This is a genomic window from Nocardia puris, assembly GCF_003315035.1.
Lineage (GTDB): Bacteria > Actinomycetota > Actinomycetes > Mycobacteriales > Mycobacteriaceae > Nocardia > Nocardia puris.
Genome location: NZ_QNRE01000001.1, coordinates 205,119 through 225,573, shown reverse-complemented (window position 1 = coordinate 225,573; position 20,455 = coordinate 205,119). Strand labels below are relative to the sequence as shown.

Sequence of the window (20,455 nt, the reverse complement as noted above, 5' to 3'; positions counted from 1 at the left end):
TTCGGTGGAGGCTCCAGTGCGCGGAGTGATCGCGGTGAGTCCACACGCACTGGTTCGGCACGCGGTCGGAGCGGGGCGGAGTCCGCGGATCGCCGCTCCGGTGACGCCGAGTCGTTCCGCGGCGGGAAGTCCGCCCGAGGAAACGATCGTTCATCCGGTCCGAAACGTGGTGCGGCTGAAGGTGATCGGGGTTCCGGTCGGCGCGGTGCCGGCCGAGTCGATCCGCCGCGTGAGGCGGCGCTCGAAGTCCTGCGCGCCGTCCGCGAGCGCGACGCGTACGCCAACCTCGTGCTGCCCGCACTTCTGCGCGAGCGCCGCATCGACGGACGCGACGCCGCGCTCGCCACGGAACTCACCTACGGCGCGTGCCGCACCCAGGGGCTGCTGGACGCGGTGATCGCCGAATGCGCGGGCAGGCCGGTCGCCGAGATCGACGGCCCGCTGCTCGACATCCTGCGCCTGGGCGTCTACCAGCTGCTGCGCACCCGGATCGGCGCGCACGCGGCCGTGGACACCTCCGTCGAACTCGCCAGGGCCGAATTCGGCCAGGGCCGTTCGGGATTCGTGAACGCCGTGCTGCGCCGGGCGGGCGAGCGCACCGCCGAGGAGTGGGTCGAGGCGCTGGCGCCTGCCGATCCGGTGGGTCGGCTCGCGTTCGAGTACGCGCACCCCACCTGGATCGCCCAGGCCTTCGCCGACGCGCTCGGCGCGCACGCGGGCGAACTGCGCGACCTGCTCGCCGCCGACGACGAACGCCCGATCGTGCACCTGGTCGCGCGGCCCGGCGAAATCACCGCCGAAGAACTGGCCCTGGTCACCGGCGGCGAAGAAGGGCGCTGGTCGCCCTACGCGGTGTACCTGGAGGGCGGCGATCCCGGCAAGCTCGAGCCCGTGCGCGAGGGCATGGCGGCCGTGCAGGACGAGGGCAGTCAGCTGGTCGCGCTGAGCCTCAGCCGCGCCGAACTCGTCGGCCCCGACGGCGGCCGCTGGCTCGATCTGTGCGCGGGCCCCGGCGGCAAGGCCGCGCTGCTCGGCGCGCTCGCCGCCATCGACCGCTTCCACGTGGACGCGGTGGAACCGGCCGAGCACCGCGCCGAACTGGTCCGCAAGGCCACCCGCGACCTGCCGGTCGAGGTGCACGTGGTCGACGGCCGCACGAGCGGGCTCACCCCCGGCTACGACCGCGTGCTGGTCGACGCGCCGTGCACCGGACTCGGCGCGCTGCGCCGCCGCCCCGAATCGCGCTGGCGCCGCACTCCCGCCGACGTCCGTGAGCTCGTCGCCCTGCAACGCGAATTGCTTGCTGCCGCATGGGATCTGGTGCGTCCGGGCGGTGTCGTCGTCTACTCCACGTGCTCCCCGCACCTGGCCGAGACCGTCGCCGTCGTCGCCGACCACGTCCGCCGCACCGGCGCCGTCGAACTCGACACCCACCCCCTCCTACCGGGCGTCACCGATATCGGCGACGGCCCCGGCGCCCAACTGTGGCCGCACCGCCACGGCACCGACGCCATGTTCATGGCGGCCTTGCGCAAACCGGTCGAGGGGTAGACGTGCCGCGTCGGGTCGGCGGCGCCGCAACGGACACCTCCCTGTCGGACCGCACCGGTACGCTCCGTGCGTCATCGACGGACCGAACGAGGGAATACCAACCGTGGGAGTGGAATTCGAGGTTCCGGCCATCGCGCCCGACCGGATCGGGGCGTGGGAGCCGGTGGAGCCTTGGGTGGGGGAGGACCCGGCGGTCCTCGTCGCCGATGTCGAAAGTGCCGCCGGCACGGTGCGTTTCGCGCCGCAGCCGGATCTGGATCTGGATCTGGATGGTACGCGGGTGTGGGTCACGCCGGTCGAGCCCGGATATCGGGCCGCCGACCTGTGGACGACGTTCCGGCAGCGGTACGCGAGCACCGGATTGTGGCCGGTCCTGACCAATTCCTACACCTGGAGTACCTGCGCGCTCGCCGGCCCACCCGCGCTCGCCGACGTGGACGCGCAGCGCTGGCTCGCCGCCGAACTCGACGCCCGGCACGCCGAGGCCGAGGAAGACGATGACGACCCGATCCCGCGCGACGACCGCGTCACCTTCTCCGCGGACGACCTGACCCCCGACCGCCACCTCGGATTCGACTGGTCCGACGTGTGGAGCATCGTCGGCGACGAGCTCGACCAGCTCGCCCTCGTCCCGGTCCGCTACCCCTGGGACGTGCCCGGCCGCCTGGCCTGGGACGGCGCCTGCAATCACGACATCGACGCGGGCGCGCACGCCGCCGTCCTGCGCCGCTGGACGTTCCACTGGGACACCGAACTCGTCGCCCTCGAGCTCGGCACCATGTGGTTGCGCACCGGCCGCGCGATCACCACCCGCGACGAGGCCCTCACCGCCGCCCTGGAAGCCTTCGCCTACTGCTCCGACAGCGTCTACCAGGACCACGACACCCTCGACGCCCTCGCCCACCGCCTCCTCCAGCCGGTCTGGCGCCTCTGGTGGGACTGAGCACCAGGGGCTCGATGAAGCCTGCTATTTCAATCCGAGCGCACTGCTGAGATAGTTTGTCCACCAGTCGATTTGGGCGTCGGATGTGGTCTCGTCGGAGAGCCCCGCGCTGCGGCGGAACACCGAGCCGTAGACAGGATCGGTGGCGATGGCCTGGTGCAGGGCGGCGACCGCCAGCCGCGTGTCCTCGACGGTCGCCCCGGGGTCGGCGCGGCGCGCGTGGATCGCCGCCACGATCGGGTCGAGCATCCCCGCGCCCTCGTCGCGCCATCCGGCGGCGTGCAGCGCGACGGCCAACTCGCCGTAGCCCTGCCGGTAGAAGGCGGCCAGCGTCTCGACCAGTTCGCCGAGGTCGGTCGCTCGGCCGAGCCAGGAGTCCAGTACCGCGGCCACGCCGGCGCGGAGCTTGCGGCCGCCGTGGCGCAGCAAGGCTTCGAGGAGGCGGTCGCGACCGCCGAAGTGATGGTTCACCCCCGCGTCGGTCATACCGGCTCGGGCCGCGACGGCCCGGACCTGGACGGCGGCCACGCCGCCCTCGATCAGCAGTCGTTCGGCGGTGTCGAGAATGAGACGCCGTGCGTCTTCCGGCGTGCGCCGCACTCGCGAAGTGGTCACGCGGCGCACTCTACCTTGACCACTCAAAGTATCAGCACTACCCTTTGCTTTGATTGGTCAAGGTAGGAGAGGCGGTGTCACCCATGGGCGACCGGTGTCTCGACCGCCCCGGCGCGATGCTCCGGGGCGAGGAAGCCGGCGCGGGCCCCACGGTTCTGCTGCTCCACGCGGGTGGCGAGCGCCGTTCGGTCTGGCGGCCGGTGATCGATGTGCTTACTGCGGCCGGATTCCGTTGTGTCGCTTACGATCAGCGCGGTCACGGCGACAGCGGCGGTGCGGCACGTGCGCTCGCGCCGTGTGCCGGCGATGTCGCCGCCATGGTGGCGGCCGAGCCGGCGGGCTGCGTGCTCGTCGGCGCTTCGCTGGGCGGTCTCGCCACGATTGCCGCGCTCCGAGACCCGGCCGTGCGAGCCCGGGTGGCGGGCCTCGCACTGGTGGATGTGGTCCCCGATGCCGACCCCGACCGGGTCCGCGAATTCCTCAGCGAGGCAAGGGGATACGGCCGATACCGCGAGATCGTCGACGATATCTTCGCACAGCTGCCGCGACTGCGGGCGACCGCCGTGGAGCTGGACCTGCCCGTCCTGCTCATCCGCGCGGGCGGTGCCTCACCGCTCACGGACGGGGATACCGCCCGATTCCTGCGCGCGGTGCCGCACGCCGCGGTGACCACGATCGAGGATGCCGGCCACCTCGTGGCCCGTGAGCAACCGGTGGCGCTCGCCGAGGTGCTCTCGGCGGCCCTTTCGGAGTGGACGCTGCCGACGGAGTGCCCCGCCACGCGATAGCGAGAAGACCGGACGGCTCCGGCCCGGGAGGCGTGTCGTTCCATTCGTCCAAGCGCGGCCGCGGCCGAGCGCTCAGACTGAATCCATGACCTTGACGTGGCAGGACGTGGTGGGGATGGCGACCGAACTTCCCGCGGTCGAGGAGTCGACCTGGTGGCGCAGCCCCGCGCTGAAAGTGGGCGGGAAGGGGTTCGCGCGGTTGCGGTCGGAGGCCGAGGGCGGGCTGGTGTTGCAGTGCGAGATGGCCGAGAAGGAGGCGCTGCTCTCCTCGGGGGATCCCGCGTTCTACACCACACCCCACTACGACGGCTACCCGTACATCCTCATCGACCTGGACCGGGTCGCGCCCGACCAGCTGCGCGAACTGATCGACGCGGCCTGGTGGCTCGCCGCACCCGCGAAGATCCGCAAGCAACGGGAGCGGGCGGTCTAGTCCCTACTGGACAGTTCCCGCAGCCGCGCAAGGGTTTTGGCGAGAATCCGGGACACGTGCATCTGCGAGATCCCCATCTGCTGGGCGATCTGCGTCTGGGTCATGGATTCGAAGAACCGCATGGTGAGAATCCGCCGCTCGCGCTCGGGCAGCCCCGCCAGCAGCGGACGGATCGCCACGTATTCCTCCACCCGGTCGAACTGCGACTCCTCCTCGCCGAGGGTGTCCAGCAGCGACGCGTCGGTGTCGCGGCCCAGCGCGGCCGCGTCGATGGAACTCGGCTGGTAGGCGTTGCCCGCGATGACGGCCTGGGTCACCTCGTCGGGATCGACGTCGAGTTCGGCGGCGATCTCCTTGGCCGTGGGGGAGCGGCCGAGGGTCTGGGAGAGCGTGTCGATGGCCGAACCGATGCGCAGGTGCGTTTCCTTGACGCGGCGCGGCACGCGCATCGCCCAGGTGTTGTCGCGGAAGTAGCGGCGGACCTCACCCATGATGGTCGGCACCGCGAAGGACAGGAAGTTGGAGCCGCGGCTCACGTCGAACCGGTCCACCGCGTGTACCAAGCCGACGCGCGCCACCTGCGTCAGATCGTCGAACGGTTCGCCGCGGCCGCTGAACTTGCGGGCGATGTGGTCGGCCAGCGGGATGCAGCGGCTGATCAGCTCGTCGCGCACCGCCGCGTGCTCGGGGGTGCCGGGCTCACGGGCGGAGAGTTTCTCGAACAGCGCGCCGACATCGTCGTATCCGGAGGATTTGCGCGCTTCGGCGACGAGTTCGGCGTCCTCCTCCGCCACGGTGACGGCGTGCTCGGTGGCGTCGGCGGGTGCCTTCGCGCGCCGGGGGTCGAACACGGCGTCCTCGTCCGCCACTACGCCTTCCCCCGGACCCGACGGAACTCGACCGCTGTCGGATATCCGGATGCCGCGGCGTCGAAGGCGTCCTGCGTGGCCTCCACCGTGTCGGTCAGGGTGCGCAGCACGTGCCAGCCGAAACTGCGCTGATCGGGGAGTCCCTCGGCCGCCGCGATGCCGGTGACCCGCACCACCAATTCGGTCTCGCCGATGGTGAACTTGCAGTCCAGGCTGGTGCCGGGCGCGGCGAGCGCGATGAGCGTCGAGCAGACCTCGTCGACGGCCAACCGGATGTCGGCCACCTCGTCCAGGGTGAAATCGCTGAGTAGCACCAGGGTTTCGGCGAGCCCGCGCACAATGGGCAGCTGTGTGACCGACGCGGCCACCCGAATCTCCACCGGGGTGCTGAAGAGCCCCTGTTCCGCCGAAATGTTGATCACTCTGCACAGGCTACCCATTGACGGACGTGGACAATCACCGATTGCCCCCGGCGGGGCGCGCGCCGGGCTCGGTACACTCCCGCGTTGTGACGTTCACCCGCCCGGCCCAGCCGATGATCGCCCCGTCCATCCTGTCCGCCGACTTCGCGAATCTGGCCGCCGAGGCCCGCCGTGTGGAGGGCTCGGACTGGTTGCACGTCGATGTGATGGACGCCCATTTCGTGCCCAACCTGACCCTCGGCCTGCCGGTGGTGGAGAGCCTGCTGAAGGCCACCGACATCCCGCTGGATTGCCACCTGATGATCGAGGATCCGGGTCGCTGGGCGCCGCCGTACGCGGAGGCGGGCGCCTACAACGTGACCTTCCACGCCGAGGCCACCGACGATCCGGTGGCGGTGGCTCGCGACATCCGCGCGGCCGGCGCGAAGGCGGGGCTCTCGGTGAAGCCCAACACCCCGATCGAGCCCTATCTGGAGATCCTGCGCGATTTCGACACCCTGCTGGTGATGAGCGTCGAGCCGGGTTTCGGTGGACAGTCGTTCATCCCGCAGGTGCTGGAGAAGGCGCGCGTCGTCCGCAGGCTGGTGGACTCGGGCGAGCTGCGCCTGGTGGTGGAGATCGACGGCGGGATCAACGCCGACACCATCGAGCAGGCCGCCGAGGCCGGGATCGACTGCTTCGTCGCGGGTTCGGCCGTCTACAACACCGCCGACCCGGGCGCGACCGTCGAAGCGCTGCGCAGGCGAGCGGCCGCCGTCCGGGTTTGAATCGCGCACGCCGGAACGGGTCGGCGCTCGTTGGCCGACCCGTCAGGAGGCGCGAATCCTCTTACAGCAGGCGCGCTTTCGGCGATCCGATCGCCCGCGTGGCCTCGACGACCGTGCCGAGCGGCGGGAGGGCCGTCGCGTTCTGCGGCGGTTCGATCCAGGTGCGGTAGCCGGTGCGCTCGTCGTCGGGGGAGGGGAGCACCACCTGGCTGCCGGTGCACGCGACGGTGGCGTAGAGCCGGAACAGTTCGGCCGAGACCGCGGTGGTGAGGGTGTCGGGCCGGCACGGGCCGGTGATGAAGGTCCAGCGCCGGGCGCGCGGGTGGTGCACGACGGGTGCGGCGATGCGGGCCTGCGCGAGCTTCTGCCGGACGCGCTCGCCGAGATCGGCGGGCATCGTGATGGCACCGTAGTGGGTGCCGATGTGCAGGAGGATGCGGCGTGACGTGGGATCGATCGACGCGGGCATGTGGAACTCGCGCCGGTACTGCACGCAGCGCACCTCCAGCGTGGAATCGAGCAGAGTGGTCACGCGGCACCCCCAACTGTGTCGAACTCGTGTGGACCCACGATGTCGGTCCTGCTTCCTCGAGTGATGGAATTCTTCGGTCGGCGTGGTGATCTCGAAAAGGCGGTCATCGGTGTCGGAAGTTGAACGCCAGGAATCGGCTACATAACAATATTGCGTCCATTTCGACTCTTGCGCAAGAAGGTGGTGTAAGCGTGTTTCCGCTGGGTATCAGGGTCTGTCGGCCCGGCGCGCTCGACACTACGCCGGACCGGTGAATTTCCGAGGCCGGCGACCGGAAATCCGGCTGAACCGGTTCCTGCGGGCCGGGAACAGCGAAATTACAGAAAGACCGGACGGAATTTTCCACCCGATCGGCCCGAACGTCCTGAAGCGGTGCCGGAAAGAGCCGAGCGGTCGGATTTCCCGGTGGGTCGCGGGCACGGATTCCGAATTCTGGGCGACCGGCCCCCGTGAGCCGCCGACTCGACCGGGCCGTGGCGGCTCACACCGGCCGCGCGACGACACCGCACCAACGACCGGACCGCCGCTCGCCACGCGCCGACGCTGGACAACCGCCGTCGCCGCCCGCCCATTAGGCTGAGGGCGGCTCCGGGCACCGGGAATAGCGGCCGGGGTCCCGGCTGTTCGGTCAACCGTACGTACACGCGACAGGGAGTCACGCATGTTCACTGGCATCGTCGAGGAGTTGGGCGAGATCGTCGCCACCGAGCAGTTGGCCGACGCCGCCCGCCTCACGATCCGGGGCAAGCTCGTGACCTCCGATGCGGGCCACGGCGATTCGATCGCCGTCAACGGCGTCTGCCTCACCGTCGTCGAGGTCGTGGACGGCGACTCCTTCACCGTCGACGTGATGCAGGAGACTCTGGACCGCTCCAGCATCGGCGGGCTCGGCTCCGGCGACCGGGTGAACCTGGAGCGCGCCGCCGCGCTCAACAGCCGCCTCGGCGGGCATCTGGTGCAGGGCCACGTCGACGGCACCGGCACCGTGCTGGCGCGCACCCCCTCGGAGAACTGGGAGGTCGTGCGGATCTCGCTGCCCGACGCGATCGCCCGCTACGTGGTGGAGAAGGGCTCGATCACCGTCGACGGCATCTCGCTCACCGTCTCCGGCCTCGGCCGCGCCGACGAACCCGCAGCCGACGGCACCCGCGACTGGTTCGAGGTCTCGCTCATCCCCACCACGCTCTCGCTGACCAATCTCGGCGCGGCGGGCGTGGGCACCACCGTGAACCTCGAGGTCGACGTGATCGCCAAGTACGTCGAACGCCTCCAGCAGCGCGGCTGACCCTCGCGCGGGTGCGCCGCCGAGAGCGCACGGGCCAGGCCTTACTGTAGTGAGGCACCTAATTCGAGATGGAGCACAGCAGAGTGACGAGGTTCGACAGCATCGAGCGCGCCGTCGCCGACATCGCCGCCGGTAAGGCGGTCGTGGTCGTCGACGACGAGGACCGCGAGAACGAGGGCGACCTCATCTTCGCGGCGGAGAAGGCCACCCCCGAGCTGGTCGCGTTCATGATCCGCTACACCTCCGGCTACATCTGCGTGCCGCTCACCGGCGACGACTGCGACCGCCTCGGCCTGCCGCCGATGTTCGCGACCAACCAGGACAAGCACGGCACCGCCTACACCGTCTCGGTGGATGCGCGCGAGGGCATCACCACCGGCATCTCCGCCGCCGACCGCGCCACCACCATGCGGCTGCTCGCCGACCCCGACGCCAAGGCCGACGACCTGACCCGCCCCGGGCACGTGGTGCCGCTGCGCGCGAAAGACGGCGGCGTGCTGCGCCGGCCCGGCCACACCGAGGCCGCGGTGGACCTGTCGCGCATGGCCGGGCTGCGTCCGGCGGGCGTGATCTGCGAGATCGTCAGCCAGAAGGACGAGGGCCACATGGCCCGCACCGAGGAGCTGCGGGTCTTCGCCGACGAGCACGAGCTGGCGCTGATCTCCATCGCCGACATGATCGCCTGGCGGCGCAAGCACGAGAAGCAGGTGGTGCGGGTCGCCGAGGCGCGCATCCCCACCGCGCACGGCGATTTCACCGCCGTCGGCTACCAGAGCATCTACGACGAGGTGGAGCACGTCGCGCTGGTGCGCGGCGACATCACCGACGGCGAGGACGTGCTGGTGCGCGTGCACTCCGAATGTCTCACCGGCGACGTCTTCGGCTCGCTGCGCTGCGACTGCGGCCCGCAGCTGGACGCGGCGCTGGAGATGGTGGACCAGGAAGGCCGCGGCATCGTGCTGTACATGCGCGGGCACGAGGGGCGCGGTATCGGCCTCATGCACAAGTTGCAGGCCTACCAGTTGCAGGACTCCGGGCACGACACCGTCGACGCGAACCTCGAGCTGGGCCTGCCCGCCGACGCGCGCGACTACGGCACCGGCGCGCAGATTCTCGTGGACCTCGGCGTGCGCTCCATGCGGTTGCTGACGAACAACCCGGCCAAGCGCGTCGGCCTCGACGGCTACGGTCTGCGCATCACCGACCGGGTGCCGATGCCGTTGCGCGCCAACGCCGAGAACCTGCGCTACCTGCGCACCAAGCGGGACCGGATGGGCCACGACCTGATCGGGCTGGACGACCTCGACCTCGGCGAGACCGCGCAGTGAGCCACCTCCCGCGAAAGGACGGAATGCGATGAGCGGCACCGGCGTACCCAGTTTCGCGCTGGCGGATGCCAAGGACCTGAAACTCGGGATCGTCGCCTCGCGGTGGCACACCGAGATCTGCGACACGCTGGTGGCCAACGCCGAGCGCGTCGCGAAGGAGGCCGGGGTGCGCGAGGTCACGGTGGTGCGCTGCGCCGGCGCGATGGAATTGCCGGTCGTGGCGCAGGAATTGGCGCGCACCCATGACGCGGTGGTCGCGCTGGGTGTGGTGATCCGCGGTGGCACACCGCATTTCGAATACGTCTGCGACGCGGTGACGGCCGGTCTGACGCGGGTGTCGCTGGACGCCGCCACGCCGGTCACCAACGGCGTGCTCACCACCAACACCGAGGAACAGGCGCGCGACCGCGCCGGGCTGCCCGGTTCGGCCGAGGACAAGGGCGAGCAGGCGGCCGCGGCCGCGCTCGACGCCGCGCTCACCCTGCGCGCGCTGCGGCAGTCCGCGTAAGCCATGCCGGTCGTTCGCATCTGGCGCCGCGCCGAGACACCCGAGGTCGCCGAGGAGTGGGACTTCGAGGTGCGGCCGCGCCGCGCGCGGATCACCGCGAGCATCGTCGCGGTGGTGCTGGTGATCGTGTTCGCCATCGGCGGCATCTGGCTGCGCAGCGGCTCGACGGGCGTGAACTTCCGCTTCGTGGACCAGTTCGCGATGGTGGGCATCGGCCTGCTGCTCGCGGGTGGCGTGCTCATGCTCACCCGCCCTCGCGTACGGGTGGGTCCACGCGGCGTGTCGGTGCGGAACATCCTGGGCGACAACGAATTCGCGTGGCGGAACATCGTCGGTGTGGCGTTCCCGGACCGGAAGTCCTGGGCCCGGCTGGAACTGACGAACGACGACTACGTCCCCATGCTCGCGATCCGCTCGAACGACAAGGAACACGCTGCCCGCGCCATGGACCGGCTCCGTGAACTGGGCGCGAAGTACACCGGCGCGACGGATACGAATCAGCGGGGATCGTAAGCTTCCCGGCGCGACTCGCGGCCGCTAGCGTCGCCGTGTGACCCAGGCCTCGCACGTCCTCGCCGCCGCCTTCGCCGACGACCCGTTCATCAGTTATTTCTGGCCCGATCCGGCGCGGCGGCGCAAGGCCCTACCCGGGTTCTGGGCCTCGCGCATAGCGTCGCGCGAGCGGCACGGGCTGGTGGATGTGGCGCGCGATCCGTCGGGCGACATCGCGGCCGTGGCCCTGTGGGAACCCGAAGGGGTGACTTCCGCACCGATCGCGCGGCCCTACTCGTTGATCCGCGCCCTCGGCACGGCGCTGCCCCGCGCACTGTCGGCCTCGCATCGGGTGGACGCGACCCGGCCGTCGGCGGATCACCTGTATCTCGCGGTGATCGGCACTCGGCCCGACGTGCGCGGCCAGGGCTACGCGCGACAGCTGCTCGAACCCCGGCTCGCCGAGGCCGATCTCGCGTTCCTGGTCGCCACCGACTTCGCCAACGTGCCGTTCTACGAACGCCTCGGCTTCCGGCGTGACGCGGACCTGGCGATCCCCGGCGGTCCGGTGCTGTATCCGATGCGCCGGACCGCCTGAGGGACATCCTCGACCCACTCGCGCCGAACATCGGCGGCGACGCCGAGGACCTACTTCGTATCGCCGAGTACCGCCCCTTCACGGCGGGGGTCCGCGCCGCCGATCCAGCCGGTGCCGTCGCGTTCCAGCGCGCTCAACCCGCTGGACTGCGGCGCGACCGAAACCTGGTGGCCGAGTTCGCGCAACCGCTGGACCAGCGGGTCGTTGTCGCCGCTGTTCGCGGCGTCGATCGCCGGATGCTCACCGCCCACGCCCGTGGTCGGCGTATTGGCCGCGCCGAACGAGACCGCCGACACCGCCTGCTGCGGGTCCAGGCCCCAATCCAGCACGCCGATCAGGGTTTTCACGACGAACTGGATGATCACCGACCCGCCGGGCGATCCGGTGACCAGCGTGAGGTCGCCGCGCGCGCCGTCGGGGGTGCGGTCGAACACCAGGGTCGGCGCCATCGAGCTGCGGGGCCGCTTGCCCGGTTCCAGCCGGTTCGCGACGGGCGCGCCGTCGGTGCCGAGCGGGTCGGCGGCGAAATCGGTGAGCTGGTTGTTCAGCAGGAAGCCGTCGACCATGTGGAACGACCCGAATGCCGACTCCACCGTGGTGGTCATCGCCGCGGCGTTGCCGTAGCTGTCGACCACCGAGATGTGGCTGGTGCCGTGCTCGGGCGGCTGCGGGCCGACGCCGACCGGCGCGGGACCGAACTCGCCGGGCTGCGCGGTGCCCATGCTGCGGGCCGGGTCGATCAGCGCCGAGCGCATCGCCAGGTACTCAGGATTCACCAGCGTCTGCGGCGAATCACCCGGCGGCGGCACGAAATCCGGGTCCGCCATGTACTTGTCGCGGTCGGCGTAGGCGAGGCGCTGCGCCTCGGAGATCAGGTGCACCGCCTCCGGGCGCGGCTTACCGCCGTTGCGGTCCACGTCGGTGGGGGCCAGCGCGGCGAGGTCGAAGTTGGCGAGGATGCCCAGCGTGGCCGCGACGGTGCTGCCGCCCGACGACGGGCCCGGCATCCCGCAGATCTCGTTCTCGCGGTACACCGTGCACAGTGCGGTGCGCTTCTTCGGCTGGTAGCCGGCCAGATCGTCGGCGGTGATCAGGCTCGGGGTGCGCCCGCCGGTCCCGGCGGTGGCGGCCGCGACGATGTTCTCCGCGATCGCGCCGGTGTAGAAGGCGTCGGCGCCGTCGGACGCGATCGCGCCGAGCGTCTTGGCCATGGCGGGGTTGGTCAGCACCGTGCCTTCGCGCTTCGGGGACCCGTCGGGCTCCAGGAAGTACGCCTTGGCGGCCTCGTCGCCCGCGAGCTGGGCGGCGGAGTCGGCGATCTGGCCCGCCAGGCGCGGGCTGATGGCGAAGCCTTCGTCGGCCAGCGCGACGGCGGGATCGAACAGTTCCCGCCACCCGGTCTTGCCGTGCTCCTGATGCGCGAGTTCCAGCATGCGCACCACGCCGGGCACGCCGATGGAGCGGCCGCTGGCCCGCGCGTCGGGTTGCGGTTCGGCGCGGTCGGTGTCGCTGATCCAGCGCAGGTAGTTCTCGGTGGCGGCGGCCGGCGCGGTCTCGCGGCCGTCGTAGGCCTCGATGGTCTTGGCGGTCGCGTCGTAGTAGAGCAGGAACGCGCCGCCGCCGATGCCCGAGGCCTGCGGCTCCACCAGGCCGAGCACCGCCTGCGCGGTGATCAACGCGTCCGCGGCCGTGCCGCCGTCGCGCAGCACCTCGCAGGCCGCTTCGGTGGCGATCGGGTTCGCGGTGGAGACGGCGTAGGTCTCGGTGCGCACCGCGGTCATGCCGTCGCGGTAGCCGGAGGCGATCTCCGGGTTGGTGGACAGGTTCTGGGTGGTGGCCGCACCGGGTTCGGTGGTGGGCGCGGCCGTGATCGGTGTCCCGTTGGGCGGGCTCGCACAGTCGGCGGAAGCGGTGTCGTCGTCGGTGCCGGAGCAGCCGGTCAGCAAGCCGACCGTGAGCAGCGTGGCCGCGGCTCCGCTCCAGAAGTGTCGCGCGCGCGTCATCCCAGGACTGTAACCCGCACGGACGACACCCACCGGGCTTTCTCGTCACCTGCCCCGCTGTCGCCGGGACCCCGGGTCGAGCCGGCACGGCACCCCGGTGGAAATCGTCGGGCGCGCAACGGCTTCTGCTGATTGTCCAGCCGTTCGCACCTGGCACGCGGATTCCGGCCTCCGCTACCCTGAGCGGTACGGTTCGCGCTGGATCGATCGGGGGGCACGTGGGCTGGTTGAGGGATACGACGTGGCAACTGCCCGCCGTGGTTGTCGCGGTGGGCGCGCTGTTCTGGATGATCGTCATCGTGGTCGACGAGCCGCGCCCCTCTGACCCGGTCGAATTCGCTCCGCTCTCGGTCACTTTCGTGGCACCCGAGCGGGGGTGGGCACTGGGCCTGCTCGACCCGTGCCCCGCGGAGGGTGCGTGTGCGCGGGTCCTGCAGACCGAGGACGGTGGGCGGACGTGGGTGGTCGCGCAGTCTGTCACGGTGCCGGAGAACGCCTCGGCACTGCGCTACGTGAGCCCCGCGGTCGGGTGGATGTGTTCCGACGGCCGGGAACTCTGGACGACGCGGGACGGCGGGGTGACGTGGACGGAGCGTGCCGCGCCGGGAGGGGAGCGTCCTTGCGAGCGCCTGATCATCGGCGGGGATGCCGTCCGTCTGGTCGCGACCGGTCCCGAGGGCGATCTCGCCGTCTACGACGAGCCCGATTCGGCGGGAGCCTGGCCCGTCCGGGCGACCTTCGCCGTGGACAGCGAGAACATCGTCGAATCGCGGCGCCGGATCGTGATGGACTCGCACGGTGATACGGCGTGGATCGCGGTCGTGGATCGCCGGCGCGCCCCGGGAACGCCGTCGCGCGAGGACGCCGACACCACCGCGACAGCCACCGGCGCGATGCTCGTCGGCGATCGGCTGGTCCCGTGGCGAACGCCGTGCACGGGCCCCGGGGAGTACCCGTCGGCGATCGCGGCGGCGTCGGACACTCGCGTCTTCGTGGCCTGCGTGACGGAGGCGCCCGGACGCGCACCCGGCGAGACGGTGGTCACCCGGCACCGGCAGTTCGTCTCCGACGACGGCGGCACCGGGTTCACCGCCGTGCACGACGCGGCGCGGGCTCGTCCGCCCCACATCGTCGCGACGACGCCGTCTGAGACCGTCGGTGATCTGGATGGGCAGCTGGTCCACTCCGGCGACGGTGCGTGGACCTGGACGGACTCGAGTGTGCGCCGGCCCGAGGGACAGTCGGTCCTGTCCTACACCGCGGAGCCCGGATTCCTCACGCCGATCGACGGATTCGTGCTCCGCACGACCGTCTCCCTGTCGAACGGGTACGACCGGTCGGGCCGGCGGCATCGCGCCCTGCTCGCCACGCACGATGCCGGGCGCACGTGGAGCGAGGTCGTGTTCGCTGTCGGCGAACCCGGTGGCGGGGATCGGTAGGCTGGGCCGCGTGCAGATCGAAGCGGTGTTGTTCGACTTCTCCGGCACGATATTCCGGCTGGAGGAGGACGAGTCCTGGGGTGACGAGCTGGTCGGCGCCGACGGCGCGGCGTTCGGCGTGGAGGCCAAGGCGGAGATCCTGCGCCGCATGACGGCGCCCGTCGAGCAGTTCATGACCTTCGACGCGCAGGGCCAGCACGCCTGGGACAACCGGGATCTCGACCCGGCGCTGCACCGCCACGCCTACCTCGAGGTGCTGCGGCACTCGGGTGTGCCCAGCGAGGAACAGGCCGTGCGACTCTACGGCAGGCTCATCGACCCGCTCGCCTGGACGCCCTACCCCGACACCGGCGCCGTGCTGGAGTTCCTTGCCGCGCAGGGCATTCCGGTCGGCATCGTGAGCAATATCGCGTTCGACCTGCGGCCCGCCCTCGCCGCGCGCGGCTGGGACCGGCTGATCGACGCGGTCGCCCTCTCCTACGAGGTGGGCGCCATCAAACCCGACGCGAAGATCTTCCACGCCGCCCTCGACAAGCTGGGCGTCGCGCCCGGCGCGGCCCTGATGATCGGCGACAGCGCCGAGGCCGACGGCGGCGCGCTGACCATCGGCGCGCGGTTCGCGCAGGTCGCGCCGCTGCCCACCGAGGAACGCCCGGACGCCCTGATCGACGCCCTGCGCGCGCACGGGCTGGCCGTGCCCAGGTGAACCCCGCCTGACCGGCGAGCTTGTCGGACGCCGTCGTTAGGCTGATCGGGTGGCAGATCCAGCGACGTACCGGCCCGCGCCGGGCACGATCCCCGTCGAACCAGGGGTCTACAAGTTCCGGGACGCACACGGCCGGGTCATCTACGTCGGCAAGGCCAAGAGCCTGCGCAGCCGCCTCAATTCGTACTTCGCCGATGTGGCGTCGCTGCATCCGCGCACCAAGCAGATGGTCACCACGGCGGCGAGCGTCGAGTGGACCGTCGTCTCCACCGAGGTGGAGGCGCTGCAACTGGAATACAACTGGATCAAGGAGTTCGATCCGCGCTTCAACGTCCGCTACCGGGACGACAAGTCCTACCCGGTGCTCGCGGTCACGCTGAACGAGGAGTATCCGCGCCTGTTCGTGTACCGGGGCGCACGGCGCAAGGGGGTGCGCTACTTCGGCCCGTACGCGCACGCCTGGGCCATCCGCGAGACCCTGGACCTGCTGCTGCGCGTGTTCCCCGCCCGCACCTGTTCGGCGGGAGTCTTCAAGCGGCACAACCAGATCGGGCGCCCCTGCCTGCTCGGCTACATCGACAAGTGCTCCGCGCCCTGCGTCGGGCGGGTCAGCGCCGACGAACACCGCCGCATCGTCGAGGACTTCTGCGATTTTCTCGCGGGCCGCACCGACCGCATGGTCCGCGAACTGGAACGCCGCATGCACGCGGCCGCCGAGGACCTCGACTTCGAGACCGCCGCCCGCCTGCGCGACGACGTGCAGGCGTTGCGCCGCGCGCTGGAGAAGCAGGCCGTGGTGCTGGGCACCGGCACCGACGCCGACGTGATCGCCTTCGCCACCGACCCGTTGGAGGTGGCCGTGCAGATCTTCCACGTCCGCGACGGACGGGTGCGCGGCCAGCGCGGCTGGGTGGTCGACAAATCCGGCGACGCGATCGACACCGTCGAATCCGGCGGCGAGATGCGCGCGCTGGTGGAGCAGTTCCTCACTCAGTTCTACGGCGAACAGGCCGCCTACGCCGATCAGAGTCCCGAGGAGCAGCCCGCCGGGGTGGTGCCGCGCGAAGTGCTCGTCCCCGAACTGCCCGCCGACCACGAGCAGATCCAGGAGTGGCTGAGCACGCTGCGCGGCTCGGCGGTGCGGCTGCGGGTGCCCCAGCGCGGGGACAAGAAGGCCCTCGCAGAGACCGTGCAGCGCAACGCGCTCGAGGCGCTGGCCCAGCACAAGCTCAAGCGCGCGGGCGATCTCACCTCGCGCTCGGCGGCGCTGCAGGACATCCAGGACGCGCTCGATCTGGATTCGGCGCCGCTGCGCATCGAATGCGTCGACATCAGCCACGTGCAGGGCACCGACGTGGTGGCCTCGCTGGTGGTGTTCGAAGACGGACTGCCGCGCAAGTCCGAGTACCGGCACTACGCCATCAAGGAGGCCGCGGGGGAGGGCCGCTCCGACGACGTGGGCAGCATTGCCGAGGTCACCCGGCGCCGGTTCGCCCGGCTGCGGCGCGAACGCGACGAGGTGGAGTCGGCCGAACTCGGCGGCCCGGTGCCCGCGGGGGAGCCGCTGGTCGACGCGGAGGACGAGGACCTGGGTTCGCGTCCCGGGATCGATCCGCGCACCGGCCGTCCGCGCAAGTTCGCCTACCCGCCGAACCTGTACGTGGTGGACGGCGGCGCGCCGCAGGTCGCGGCCGCCGCGGAGGTGCTGGACGAACTCGGCATCACCGACGTGGCGGTGATCGGCCTGGCCAAACGCCTCGAGGAGGTGTGGGTGCCGGGCGAATCCGATCCGGTGATCATGCCCCGCAACAGCGAGGCCCTGTTCCTGCTGCAACGGGTGCGCGACGAGGCGCACCGCTTCGCCATCACCTTCCACCGCAGCAAGCGGTCGCGCCGGATGACGGCCTCGGCGCTGGATTCGGTGCGCGGGCTGGGCGCGGCGCGCCGGACGGCGCTGGTCACTCATTTCGGGTCGGTCGCCAAACTCAAACAGGCCACCGTGGAGGAGATCACCGAGGTCCCCGGCATCGGCGTGGCCACCGCGAAAGCGGTGCTCGCGGCCCTGCGGGAGGAGTAGCGCCCGCGCGGGCGCGCACCCGGCGCGCCGGATTCGCGTACGTTGAGTGTCTGCGCCCGGCACCGAGGCCGGTGCGGGATGATCGAGAGGTAACTGGACACGGACTCCGGTAGGACATGACACGCGTCGATACGAACAACAATGCGGGCGGCCTGCTGCGGCAGCAGGTCGAGGTCGTCATCGTGACCGGGCTCTCCGGGGCGGGCCGCGGCACCGCCGCGCGCGTGCTGGAGGACCTCGGCTGGTATGTCGCCGACAATTTGCCGCCCGAGCTGATCGGGCGGCTGGTGGAGCTGGGCGCCTCGGCGCAGCCGCCGATCCGCAGGCTCGCTCTGGTGATGGACGTGCGCAGCCGGTTCTTCACCGGTGACCTGTCGGTGGTCACCGAGCAACTGCGCGACCTCGGCGTGCGCACCCGCGTGTTGTTCCTCGAGGCGTCCGACGACGTGCTGATCCGCCGGTTCGGCTTCGCGCGCCGCCGCCACCCCTTGCAGAGCGAGAGCGCCGACGGCACGCTGTCGGCGGGCATCGCCGCCGAACGGGTGGCGCTGGGCGCGGTGAAGGCGGCCGCCGACCTGGTGATCGACACGACCGAACTGTCCATCCACCAGCTGCACCGCAAGCTGGAGGAGGCCTACGGTGTGGGCGCGCCGGCCGCCCTGCAACTGACCGTGCAGTCGTTCGGCTTCAAGTACGGGGTTCCACTGGACGCCGACATGGTGTTGGATGTGCGTTTTCTACCCAATCCACATTGGATACCGGAATTGCGGGAACACACGGGGCAGGAGGCCGTGGTCAGCGAGTACGTGCTGTCGCGCCCCGGCGCCGACGACTACCTGCACACGTGCCGCCACCTGGTCGATCTGACGACGAACGGTTACCGCCAAGAGGGGAAGCGATACATGACGGTGGCAGTGGGCTGCACGGGGGGCAAGCACCGCAGCGTGGCGATCGCCGAGGCGATCGGCGAACTCATCGGGGCGGAGTCCGACGGCTCCGCCGACGTCGTGCGCGTCGTCCACCGGGACCTGGGGCGCGAATGACGGGGTGGGAATCGAATCCCGCCATCGTCGCTCTGGGTGGTGGGCACGGCCTGTACGCGACGCTGACCGCGGTGCGGCGGCTGACCAGGAAGATCTGCGCGGTGGTGACCGTCGCCGACGACGGCGGCTCCTCGGGCAGGCTGCGCGCGGAACTGGGGGTGCCCCCGCCGGGCGATCTGCGCATGGCGCTGGCGGCGCTCTCGGCCGATCCCGAGGGCGTGTGGGCGCGCACGGTGCAGCACCGCTTCGGCGGCACCGGCGCGCTGGCGGGGCATTCGGTCGGGAATCTGATCCTCGCCGGGCTGACCGAGGTCCTCGGCGACCCGGTCGCGGCGCTGGACGAGGTCGCCAGAATGTTGCGGACCACCGGACGGGTGTTGCCGATGTCGCCCATCGCGCTCGATATCGAGGCCGACGTGTCCGGCTTGGAGGCCGATCCCCGGGTGAGCCGGTGCATCCGCGGGCAGGTGGCGGTGGCCACCACGCCGGGCAAGGTGCGCCGGGTGCGGCTGATCCCCTCCGATCCGCCCGCCAGCCCCGAGGCCACCTCCGCCATCGAGCATGCCGACGTGGTGGTGCTCGGTCCGGGATCGTGGTTCACCAGCGTGATTCCGCACGTCCTCGTGCCCGAGCTGCGCGACGCCCTGGTGTACACCAGGGCCAGGAAGATCCTGGTGCTCAACCTCGCGGCCGAGCCCGGCGAGACGGCCGGGTTCTCCGCGGAACGCCATCTGCATGTATTGTCCCAGCACGCACCGGAATTCGTCGTCGACGAGGTTCTCGTCGATTCGGGGTCGGTGCCGGAAGGCCGGGAGCGCGAACATGTGGCCAGGGCTGCCGAACAGTTGCGGGCACGGGTAACCTTCTCCGATGTCGCCGAAGCGGGGACGGACCGGCATCACCCCGGAAAGCTCGCCGCCGCACTGGATCAGCTGATCCGGCAGCCTCGGGCGCACATGGCAGGGCTTCGAGTCGAGGGACGGCACATGGGCGCGGATGTGCGGTCCGGGTTGGGTGGAAAGGAGCGCGTCTCGTGGCGATGACATCCGAAGTGAAGGACGAGCTGAGCAGGCTCACGGTGTCGCAGGTGAGTTCCCGCAAGGCGGAGCTGTCGGCTCTGCTGCGTTTCGCGGGCGGCCTGCACATCGTCGGGGGGCGGGTGATCGTCGAGGCCGAGGTGGACATGGGATCCATCGCCCGCAGGCTGCGCCGCGAGATCTTCGAGCTCTACGGATACGGCTCCGATGTGCACGTGCTCGGCGCGGGCGGATTGCGCAAGACCTCCCGGTATGTCGTGCGGGTGTCGAAGGAGGGCGAGGCGCTGGCGCGCCAGACCGGACTGCTCGACGTGCGCGGCCGCCCGGTGCGCGGACTGCCGGCCCAGGTGGTCGGCGGCAGCATCGCCGACGCCGAAGCCGCTTGGCGCGGAGCGTTTCTCGCGCACGGCTCGCTCACCGAACCGGGCCGGTCCTCGGCGCTCGAAGTGAGCTGCCCCGGCCCCGAGGCGGCGCTGGCGCTGGTCGGCGCGGCGCGGCGGCTCGGCATCACCGCCAAGGCGCGCGAGGTGCGCGGCACCGACCGCGTGGTGGTGCGCGACGGCGAGGCCATCGGCGCGCTGCTCACCCGGATGGGCGCGCAGGACACGCGCCTGACCTGGGAGGAGCGCCGGATGCGGCGCGAGGTGCGCGCCACCGCCAACCGGCTCGCCAACTTCGACGACGCCAACCTGCGCCGTTCGGCGCGCGCCGCGGTGGCCGCGGCCGCCCGTGTGGAGCGCGCCCTCGAGATCCTGGCCGACGAGGTGCCCGATCATTTGGCCGCGGCGGGCAAGCTGCGCGTGCAGCACCGCCAGGCCTCTCTGGAGGAACTCGGCCAGCTGGCCGAACCGCCGATGACGAAAGACGCTGTGGCGGGCCGCATCCGGCGCCTGCTCTCGATGGCCGACCGGCGCGCCAAGGAACTCGGTGTCCCCGACACCGAATCCGCCGTCACCGCCGAACTCCTCGACGACGCCTGAGCGTCCCCGGCCCCGTCGCGCTCGCGCGGCGGGGCCGAA

General features: G+C 71.0%; 20 protein-coding genes and 1 pseudogene. 16 read left to right on the top strand and 5 right to left on the bottom strand.

All coding sequences use genetic code 11. The features are described from left to right. Positions 1-126 precede the first annotated feature (126 nt). Together DFR74_RS01010 and DFR74_RS01005 are read left to right on the top strand one after the other, a co-directional pair. Positions 127-1,551: pseudogene (locus DFR74_RS01010) on the top strand (RsmB/NOP family class I SAM-dependent RNA methyltransferase); the annotation flags it as partial. A 103-nt stretch (positions 1,552-1,654) separates the two neighbouring features. Then, positions 1,655-2,494 carry a DUF4253 domain-containing protein gene (locus tag DFR74_RS01005; protein WP_147265718.1) on the top strand — a complete coding sequence of 280 codons (840 nt, stop codon included), beginning with the start codon at positions 1,655-1,657 and terminating at the stop codon, positions 2,492-2,494. Positions 2,495-2,518: 24 nt separating this feature from the next. Here the strand turns inward: DFR74_RS01005 and DFR74_RS01000 are convergent, their stop codons facing one another. After that, positions 2,519-3,109 (bottom strand): TetR/AcrR family transcriptional regulator, encoded by a 591-nt coding sequence (locus DFR74_RS01000; protein WP_198161748.1) that lies wholly within the window; start codon positions 3,107-3,109, stop codon positions 2,519-2,521. Positions 3,110-3,192: 83 nt separating this feature from the next. On the opposite strand from DFR74_RS01000, the gene DFR74_RS00995 reads away from it, so the two are divergent. Beyond that, complete coding sequence (locus DFR74_RS00995) at positions 3,193-3,897, top strand: alpha/beta fold hydrolase (protein WP_067509599.1); 705 nt, start codon at positions 3,193-3,195, stop codon at positions 3,895-3,897. A gap of 85 nt (positions 3,898-3,982) precedes the next feature. Further along, positions 3,983-4,330 (top strand): MmcQ/YjbR family DNA-binding protein, encoded by a 348-nt coding sequence (locus DFR74_RS00990; RefSeq protein WP_067509597.1) that lies wholly within the window; start codon positions 3,983-3,985, stop codon positions 4,328-4,330. On the opposite strand, the gene DFR74_RS00985 is transcribed toward DFR74_RS00990, so the two are convergent. After that, the gene (locus tag DFR74_RS00985; protein WP_084537698.1) at positions 4,327-5,199 is read right to left on the bottom strand and encodes an RNA polymerase sigma factor SigF; all 873 of its coding nucleotides are present in this window, start codon (positions 5,197-5,199) and stop codon (positions 4,327-4,329) included. The two genes, DFR74_RS00990 and DFR74_RS00985, sit on opposite strands and share 4 nt — an antisense overlap. Beyond that, positions 5,199-5,621 (bottom strand): ATP-binding protein, encoded by a 423-nt coding sequence (locus DFR74_RS00980; RefSeq protein ID WP_067509595.1) that lies wholly within the window; start codon positions 5,619-5,621, stop codon positions 5,199-5,201. The genes DFR74_RS00985 and DFR74_RS00980 overlap by 1 nt, the downstream gene beginning before the upstream one ends. Before the next feature lie 113 nt (positions 5,622-5,734). On the opposite strand from DFR74_RS00980, the gene rpe reads away from it, so the two are divergent. After that, the gene (rpe, locus tag DFR74_RS00975) at positions 5,735-6,388 is read left to right on the top strand and encodes a ribulose-phosphate 3-epimerase (protein WP_067509679.1); all 654 of its coding nucleotides are present in this window, start codon (positions 5,735-5,737) and stop codon (positions 6,386-6,388) included. Between the two features lie 61 nt (positions 6,389-6,449). Here the strand turns inward: rpe and DFR74_RS00970 are convergent, their stop codons facing one another. Next, a complete protein-coding gene (locus DFR74_RS00970; protein ID WP_067509593.1) occupies positions 6,450-6,920 on the bottom strand; it encodes a hypothetical protein in 471 nt (156 codons plus the stop codon). Positions 6,921-7,581: 661 nt separating this feature from the next. Here DFR74_RS00970 and DFR74_RS00965 point away from each other — a divergent pair. From DFR74_RS00965 to DFR74_RS00945, 5 genes are all read left to right on the top strand, one after another. After that, positions 7,582-8,205, top strand: coding sequence for a riboflavin synthase (locus DFR74_RS00965; RefSeq protein ID WP_067509591.1), 624 nt, complete (start codon positions 7,582-7,584; stop codon positions 8,203-8,205). 83 nt (positions 8,206-8,288) lie between these two features. Next, the gene (locus tag DFR74_RS00960; protein ID WP_067509589.1) at positions 8,289-9,533 is read left to right on the top strand and encodes a bifunctional 3,4-dihydroxy-2-butanone-4-phosphate synthase/GTP cyclohydrolase II; all 1,245 of its coding nucleotides are present in this window, start codon (positions 8,289-8,291) and stop codon (positions 9,531-9,533) included. Positions 9,534-9,561: 28 nt separating this feature from the next. Beyond that, positions 9,562-10,041, top strand: coding sequence for a 6,7-dimethyl-8-ribityllumazine synthase (gene ribH, locus DFR74_RS00955; protein ID WP_067509587.1), 480 nt, complete (start codon positions 9,562-9,564; stop codon positions 10,039-10,041). A 3-nt stretch (positions 10,042-10,044) separates the two neighbouring features. Beyond that, positions 10,045-10,554 carry a PH domain-containing protein gene (locus tag DFR74_RS00950; RefSeq protein ID WP_067509585.1) on the top strand — a complete coding sequence of 170 codons (510 nt, stop codon included), beginning with the start codon at positions 10,045-10,047 and terminating at the stop codon, positions 10,552-10,554. Positions 10,555-10,591: 37 nt separating this feature from the next. After that, on the top strand, positions 10,592-11,131 hold the full coding sequence (locus DFR74_RS00945; protein WP_067509583.1) for a GNAT family N-acetyltransferase: 540 nt from the start codon (positions 10,592-10,594) through the stop codon (positions 11,129-11,131). Positions 11,132-11,181: 50 nt separating this feature from the next. Here DFR74_RS00945 and DFR74_RS00940 read toward each other — a convergent pair whose 3' ends face one another. Further along, complete coding sequence (locus tag DFR74_RS00940) at positions 11,182-13,134, bottom strand: gamma-glutamyltransferase family protein (RefSeq protein WP_067509581.1); 1,953 nt, start codon at positions 13,132-13,134, stop codon at positions 11,182-11,184. Positions 13,135-13,361: 227 nt separating this feature from the next. Here DFR74_RS00940 and DFR74_RS00935 point away from each other — a divergent pair, with 227 nt between their 5' ends. The 6 genes from DFR74_RS00935 (at position 13,362) to whiA (ending at position 20,416) form a co-directional block, all read left to right on the top strand. Further along, positions 13,362-14,573: a WD40/YVTN/BNR-like repeat-containing protein gene (locus DFR74_RS00935; protein ID WP_147265717.1), complete on the top strand. Its 1,212-nt coding sequence runs from the start codon at positions 13,362-13,364 to the stop codon at positions 14,571-14,573. Positions 14,574-14,583: 10 nt separating this feature from the next. Next, positions 14,584-15,279 carry an HAD family hydrolase gene (locus DFR74_RS00930; RefSeq protein WP_067509677.1) on the top strand — a complete coding sequence of 232 codons (696 nt, stop codon included), beginning with the start codon at positions 14,584-14,586 and terminating at the stop codon, positions 15,277-15,279. Positions 15,280-15,328: 49 nt separating this feature from the next. Further along, positions 15,329-17,356: an excinuclease ABC subunit UvrC gene (uvrC, locus tag DFR74_RS00925; protein WP_067509578.1), complete on the top strand. Its 2,028-nt coding sequence runs from the start codon at positions 15,329-15,331 to the stop codon at positions 17,354-17,356. A gap of 116 nt (positions 17,357-17,472) precedes the next feature. Continuing rightward, complete coding sequence (gene rapZ, locus DFR74_RS00920; RefSeq protein WP_067509576.1) at positions 17,473-18,399, top strand: RNase adapter RapZ; 927 nt, start codon at positions 17,473-17,475, stop codon at positions 18,397-18,399. Then, a complete protein-coding gene (locus DFR74_RS00915) occupies positions 18,396-19,442 on the top strand; it encodes a gluconeogenesis factor YvcK family protein (protein ID WP_067509573.1) in 1,047 nt (348 codons plus the stop codon). Before rapZ ends, DFR74_RS00915 begins: the two co-directional genes overlap by 4 nt. Continuing rightward, positions 19,433-20,416, top strand: a complete 984-nt coding sequence (whiA, locus tag DFR74_RS00910) for a DNA-binding protein WhiA (protein ID WP_067509571.1) — start codon at positions 19,433-19,435, stop codon at positions 20,414-20,416. Before DFR74_RS00915 ends, whiA begins: the two co-directional genes overlap by 10 nt. Positions 20,417-20,455: the final 39 nt, after the last annotated feature.